Below are 6,433 nucleotides of genomic sequence, written 5' to 3' on the forward strand. Positions count from 1 at the left end.
GGATCACGGCAGTTCCGCGAGGATCGCCTGCGCCGCGGCCCGCGGATCGGGTGCCTGCCAGACCGGCCGGCCCACCACGATGTGATCGGCCCCGGCGGCGATGGCGTCCGCCGGGGTTTCCACGCGCTTCTGGTCGCCAAGCGCCGCGCCGGCGGGACGCACCCCCGGCGTGACGATCAACCGGCCCTGCGCCTCGGGCAGCGCGCGGATCGCCGCGGCCTCGCGGGGCGAGGCGATCACCCCGTCGGCCCCGGCCTCGAAGGCACGGACGGCGCGCTCCACCGTCAATTCGTGCAGATCGCCCGGCGCGATCAGCGCCGCATCCAGATCGGCGCGGTCCAGAGAGGTCAGGACCGTCACGCCGAGGATCCGGGTCTTTGAACCGGCCGCGCCCTGCTTGGCCGCGCGGACCACATGCGGATCGCCATGCACGGTCAGGAAATCCAGGTCGAACTGCGCCAGCCCCTTCACCGCCGCCTCCACCGTCGCGCCGATATCGAAGAGCTTCATGTCCAGGAAGACGCGTTTGCCGCGCTCGTCCTTCAGCTCCCGCGCGAGCGCGAGCCCGCCGCCGGTCAGCATGCCCAGACCGATCTTGTAGAAGGAAACGCTGTCCCCGATCCGGTCAGCCATTTCCATCCCGGCAATGGCATTGCCCATGTCGAGCGCCACGATCAAACGGTCATCCATGCTGTTCCCTTCCATTTACGCAAACGGCCCGCTTATGTCGCGAAAGCATCGCGAAGAAAAGCGAAATTTCGGGAGACCGCCAAGCTTACAGGTCAAGCACACCCATCGGAGATCTACTCCGTGCGAGGGGCGGGCGCTGCGGCAGAGACTCATGCCGAGCAACGGGAACACCGCCCACGCAAACGGGTTCTGTTGCTATTGTAACACACCCCGATGATACCCAGATCAAACCCGAAGACCCGGCCCGCGCCGTGCCAGTTCGGGCGGCGCAATACCGGGGGCTGCATAGGAGAGATGTCCATGGATATGGAAAAATTCACCGAGCGTTCGCGCGGGTTCATGCAGGCCGCGCAAACGATTGCGATCCGCGAGGAAAACCAGCGGGTCGTGCCGGAGCACCTGCTGAAAGCCCTGATGGATGACGATCAGGGATTCGCCACCAACCTCATCACCAGATCGGGCGGCGACGCCAAGGCGGTTCGCCAGGCGGTCGACGCGGCCGTGGCCAAACTGCCCAAGGTCTCGGGCGGCGAGGGTCAGGTTTATGTCGATCCGTCGCTGGTGCGGGTGCTGGACGAGGCGCAGAAGCTCGCCCAGCAAGCCGGAGACAGCTTCGTGCCCGCGGAGCGCCTGTTGACCGCGCTCGCGATGGCCAACACCAATGCCAAGGACGCGCTTGCCGCGGGCAAGGTCAATGCCCAGTCACTCAACAGCGCGATCAATGATGTCCGCAAGGGCCGCACCGCCGACAGCGCGAGCGCCGAGGACAGCTATGAAGCACTGGAGAAATATGCCCGGAACCTGACCGAGGCGGCACAGCAGGGCAAGATCGACCCGATCATCGGCCGAGATGAAGAGATTCGCCGGGCGATGCAGGTGCTCAGCCGCCGCACCAAGAACAACCCGGTGCTGATCGGCGAGCCGGGCGTGGGCAAGACCGCCATTGCCGAGGGGCTGGCGCTGCGCATCATCGACGGTGATGTGCCCGAAAGCCTGCGCGACAAGCAGCTTTGGGCGCTGGATATGGGTGCGCTGATCGCGGGGGCGAAATATCGCGGCGAGTTCGAGGAGCGGCTGAAGGCGGTCCTGAAGGAGATCGAGAATGCCGCCGGCGAGATCGTGCTGTTCATCGACGAGCTGCACACGCTGGTCGGCGCGGGGAAAACCGATGGCGCGATGGATGCCGCCAACCTCATCAAGCCGGCGCTCGCGCGGGGCGAGCTGCATTGCGTCGGCGCCACCACGCTGGACGAGTACCGGAAATATATCGAGAAGGATGCGGCCCTTGCCCGCCGGTTCCAGCCCGTGATGGTTGAAGAGCCGACGGTGGAGGATACGGTGTCGATCCTGCGCGGCATCAAGGAAAAATACGAGCTCCATCACGGGGTGCGCATCTCCGACGCGGCACTGGTTGCGGCGGCAGAGTTGTCGAACCGCTACATCACCGATCGCTTCCTGCCCGACAAGGCCATCGACCTGGTGGACGAGGCGGCGTCGCGCCTGCGCATGGAGGTCGACAGCAAGCCCGAGGAGCTGGACGCGCTCGACCGGCAGATATTGCAGATGCAGATCGAGGCCGAGGCGCTGAAGAAGGAAGACGACGCGGCGAGCCGCGACCGGCTGGAGCGGCTGGAAAAGGAGCTTGGCGACCTGACCGACAAGTCCAAGGCGATGACCGCCCGCTGGCAGGCGGAACGGGACAAGCTGGAAGGGTCGCGCAGCATCAAGGAGCAGCTCGACCGGGCGCGCGCCGAGCTGGATCAGGCCAAGCGCGAGGGGAACCTGGCCCGCGCGGGTGAGCTGTCCTACGGCATCATTCCGGGGCTGGAGAAACAGCTGTCCGAATCCGATGAAGCTGCGGGTGATGGCGTCATGGTCGAAGAGGCCGTCCGGCCGGAGCAGATTGCCGAGGTGGTCGAACGCTGGACCGGCATCCCGACCAGCAAGATGCTGGAGGGCGAGCGCGAGAAGCTGCTGAAGATGGAAGAGATCCTCGGTCAGCGCGTGGTCGGCCAGGACGAGGCCGTGGCCGCAATTTCGCGTTCGGTGCGCCGGGCCCGCGCGGGTCTGAACGAGGAGAGCCGTCCGCTCGGCTCGTTCCTGTTCCTCGGCCCGACCGGGGTGGGCAAGACCGAGCTGACCAAGGCGATCGCGGAATATATGTTCGACGACGAGAACGCCATGATTCGCATCGACATGTCGGAATACATGGAAAAGCACTCGGTTGCCCGGCTGATCGGTGCGCCTCCGGGTTATGTCGGCTATGACGAGGGCGGGGCGCTGACCGAGGCGGTTCGCCGCCGCCCCTATTCCGTGATCCTGTTCGACGAGGTCGAAAAGGCGCATCCCGATGTGTTCAACGTGCTGCTGCAAGTTCTGGATGATGGTCAGTTGACCGACGGCCAGGGCCGGAAGGTGGATTTCAAGAACACGCTGATCGTGCTGACCTCCAACCTTGGCAGCCAGGCCCTGTCGCATCTGCCGGATGACGGAGATTCGACGCAGGCGCGGCAGGAGGTGATGCAGGCCGTCCGGGCGCATTTCCGGCCGGAGTTCCTGAACCGTCTGGACGAGATGATCATTTTCCGTCGCCTGACGCGCGACAATATGAACGGAATCGTCAAGATCCAGCTCTGGCTGCTGGAGCAGCGGCTGGCGAAGCGCAATATCAGTCTCGAGCTTGATGACAAGGCGATGGGCTGGCTGGCCGAGGAAGGCTATGATCCGGTGTTCGGTGCGCGACCGCTGAAGCGGGTGATCCAGCGTGCCCTGCAGGATCCGCTGGCGGAGATGCTGCTGTCGGGCGAGGTGCTGGACGGCCAGACCGTCTCCGTCAGCGCAAATGACGACGGCCTGATCGTCGGCGAACATGTCGGCACCGCCGGCCCGAAGCTGGGCGCGGTCGGGGAAGGCCCGAAAGACGCCACCATCCACTGAGCCGCGTGCGAACGGCAAACCCCCGCCTCCTTCGGGAAGCGGGGGTTTCCAACATGAGCGTATCGACCTGAGGGGTCGGACTGGCCCTACACTGATTAACAAACTGCAACCGGACTACTCGTTAACAACCTCGCTGGGGCAGACGTCGCATTGCGCGGTCTTGCTTGCCACCAATCCAGGATGCGTGAATGCGGTAGGCTGTGCCGGGTCAGGACCGGAATTTCGATGCTAAACACTTGGAAACGCCGACTGGTTCCTGAAATTCTTCGAGTTGCTGAACAATGTTCGAGACGCTGCGTGGCAGATTTCTCAAACAATCTTCTGCAAGGCTCGGAGGACGCGGAGAATATGTTCAACGCCGTCGAGGCCCAGCGGTGACCCGGAAAAAACCTCCCTTAACGAGAGGCCGGGTTGGCCCGCGGGGCGGAGCAAACATACCGGGCGACCTGACTCCGACCTACTGACACCTCCCTGACTGGACAACGTAAAGGCAGCGAACTTCGGCACTTCTGCACCCGGGAGGATCCATCCACGCATCCGTCCCGAAGCCAAGTTAACCGCGATCTCAACCGGCCGCCCCGTGTCTTCAGACGGTTCTGTCTGATAAGTGTCCCGCTGGGTTAACGGCGGAGCACCATGCGGCCACTTCCTCCCAAACCTTGGAATGAAGGCGCTTTCACCTCGTCGGCGGGGCGAACGGCAGGATTCCTTTAACGCGAACTGCTGAACCGAAGTTATCGCAGACACCCCGACAGGATGGCGCAGGAGGCCGCGTCAGGCGTTTTCTCAGGGACCGGTCCGAATCGAGATACGGTCCCGCCGGGCCGTGCCGCGCAGTCCTCGAACGGCAATGTGATCTGATTTGTGTGGCCGGTCCGGTGCTGGTGCCGCATGATGCGGTCAACTCAGGAGGCCGGAATGAAACTCGGATGGTCGGACGTCACCCCGCAGGCGCTGTGGCTTGACCGGCGCAGCTTTATCGCGGGCGCCACGGCGCTGGCGGCGACACCTGCCGCGGCGCTGACGGGGTCTGCATCGCAGTACTCCACCTCGGAAAAGCCAAACAGCTTTGAGGAAATCACCAATTACAACAATTTCTACGAGTTTGGCTTCGGCAAGGAAGATCCCGCGCGATACGCCGACCGGATGACGACCGATCCCTGGTCGGTGGAAATCGGTGGCCTTGTCGAGCGACCGGGAAGCTACGGCGTCGAGGATCTGGCACCCGATAACGCGCTCGAGGAGCGAATCTATCGCCTGCGCTGTGTCGAGGCCTGGTCGATGGTGATTCCCTGGCTCGGCGTGCCTCTGGCGTCGGTCCTGTCGAAAGCGGGCATCAGGCCGTCGGCCAAATTCGTCGCATTCGAGACGCTTTACCGCCCCGAGGAGATGATCGCGCAGCGCGGCGGCGGCATTGACTGGCCCTATCACGAAGGGCTGCGGATCGACGAGGCGATGCACCCGCTGACGATCCTTGCCACCGGGCTGTATGACAAGCCCATGCCGAACCAGAACGGCGCGCCGATCCGCCTCGTGGTGCCGTGGAAATACGGGTTCAAGTCCATCAAGTCGATCGTCAAGATCACGCTGACCGAGACCCAGCCGCTGACGAGCTGGCAGACCCTGCAGCCGCGCGAATACGGGTTCTATGCGAATGTGAACCCGGAGGTGGACCATCCCCGCTGGAGCCAGGCGACCGAGCGGCGCATCGGTGCCGGCCTGTTGGGCGGCCGGCAGGAGACGGAGATGTTCAACGGCTATGGCGATCAGGTCGCAGGCCTGTATGCCGGCATGGATCTGGCCAAGAACTACTGATGCAGGCACTGAATCGCGCGCTGAGGAAACTGCCGGAATGGTCGGCATGGCTGCTTGGTACCATCCCGCTCGCCCTGCTGGTCAGTGATGTGATGACATCCCAGCTCGGCGTGGATCCGGTGCGGGAGATCGAGCACCGGCTTGGCCGAACGGCGCTCTATTTCCTGATTGCGACATTGGCGGTCACCCCGCTCAGGCAGTTGCTTCGGGTCAATCTCATTCATCTGCGGCGGGCGCTGGGTCTGCTGTCCTTCAGCTACGCGCTGCTGCATATGCTGGCTTGGGCCGTGTTCGACATGGCGCTGCTCTGGGGCCAGATGATTCCCGATGTGGTGAAACGGCCCTATCTCCTGTTCGGGATGACGGGCTTCGTGATCCTGCTTGCTCTGGCCGTGACCTCGAACCGCTTCTCGATTCGGAAACTCGGTCGGCGCTGGCACAAGCTGCATCGCCTGGTCTATCTCGCTGCGCTTCTGGCCTGCCTGCATTGGCTCTGGGCGCTCAAGCTCTGGACCGGCTGGCCGCTGTTCTGCACGGCGGTGATTCTGATTCTGCTGGCCATGCGGCTGCCAGTCCTGCGGCGCGCCCGGGCATAAATCCATTTACAATCAATGGTTTGCGTTTTTTCGGCATTTATATGAACACACCCCCTTGCGCCAGTCCGATACGGGCCGTAGATACCCCCTCACCGAAACGGCGGCGACGCCGGATCGGACGGGGCCCAGGCGGGCAGGCCGAAAAAGTCGGGAAACGCTCTTGACGGGATCGGAACCAATCGCTAGATAGGGCTTCTGCTTCGGAACTGGAGACGGTTTTGCGGCAACAATCTGGAAGCAACGGCTTTGACGGCGCCGAAAGGGTTTTGGCGCGGTTGGGGTTGTTTTGTTTCCCTGCTATTTGACATTGTTATGCATACTTGAAGAGATATGCGGGCGGTTTGGTCGGTATTCGACTGGATTTTCTTGCATATCGGCTCACTAGGGTTTCGGTC

General features: G+C 63.3%; 4 protein-coding genes. 3 read left to right on the forward strand and 1 reads right to left on the reverse strand.

Going from position 1 to position 6,433, the window contains the following annotated elements; all coding sequences use genetic code 11:
• Positions 1-3: 3 nt before the first annotated feature.
• Positions 4-690, reverse strand: coding sequence for an orotidine-5'-phosphate decarboxylase (gene pyrF / locus BLT73_RS03570; protein WP_176804870.1), 687 nt, complete (start codon positions 688-690; stop codon positions 4-6).
• A 300-nt stretch (positions 691-990) separates the two neighbouring features.
• On the opposite strand from pyrF, the gene clpB reads away from it, so the two are divergent.
• From clpB to BLT73_RS03585, 3 genes are all read left to right on the forward strand, one after another.
• Complete coding sequence (gene clpB, locus BLT73_RS03575; protein WP_090520862.1) at positions 991-3,627, forward strand: ATP-dependent chaperone ClpB; 2,637 nt, start codon at positions 991-993, stop codon at positions 3,625-3,627.
• Between the two features lie 918 nt (positions 3,628-4,545).
• Positions 4,546-5,442, forward strand: a complete 897-nt coding sequence (gene msrP, locus BLT73_RS03580; RefSeq protein WP_090520864.1) for a protein-methionine-sulfoxide reductase catalytic subunit MsrP — start codon at positions 4,546-4,548, stop codon at positions 5,440-5,442.
• Complete coding sequence (locus BLT73_RS03585; RefSeq protein ID WP_090520866.1) at positions 5,442-6,038, forward strand: protein-methionine-sulfoxide reductase heme-binding subunit MsrQ; 597 nt, start codon at positions 5,442-5,444, stop codon at positions 6,036-6,038. The genes msrP and BLT73_RS03585 overlap by 1 nt, the downstream gene beginning before the upstream one ends.
• The last annotated feature ends 395 nt before the right edge of the window (positions 6,039-6,433 follow it).

Origin of the sequence: Paracoccus isoporae (genome assembly GCF_900101865.1) — a bacterium.
GTDB lineage: Bacteria > Pseudomonadota > Alphaproteobacteria > Rhodobacterales > Rhodobacteraceae > Paracoccus > Paracoccus isoporae.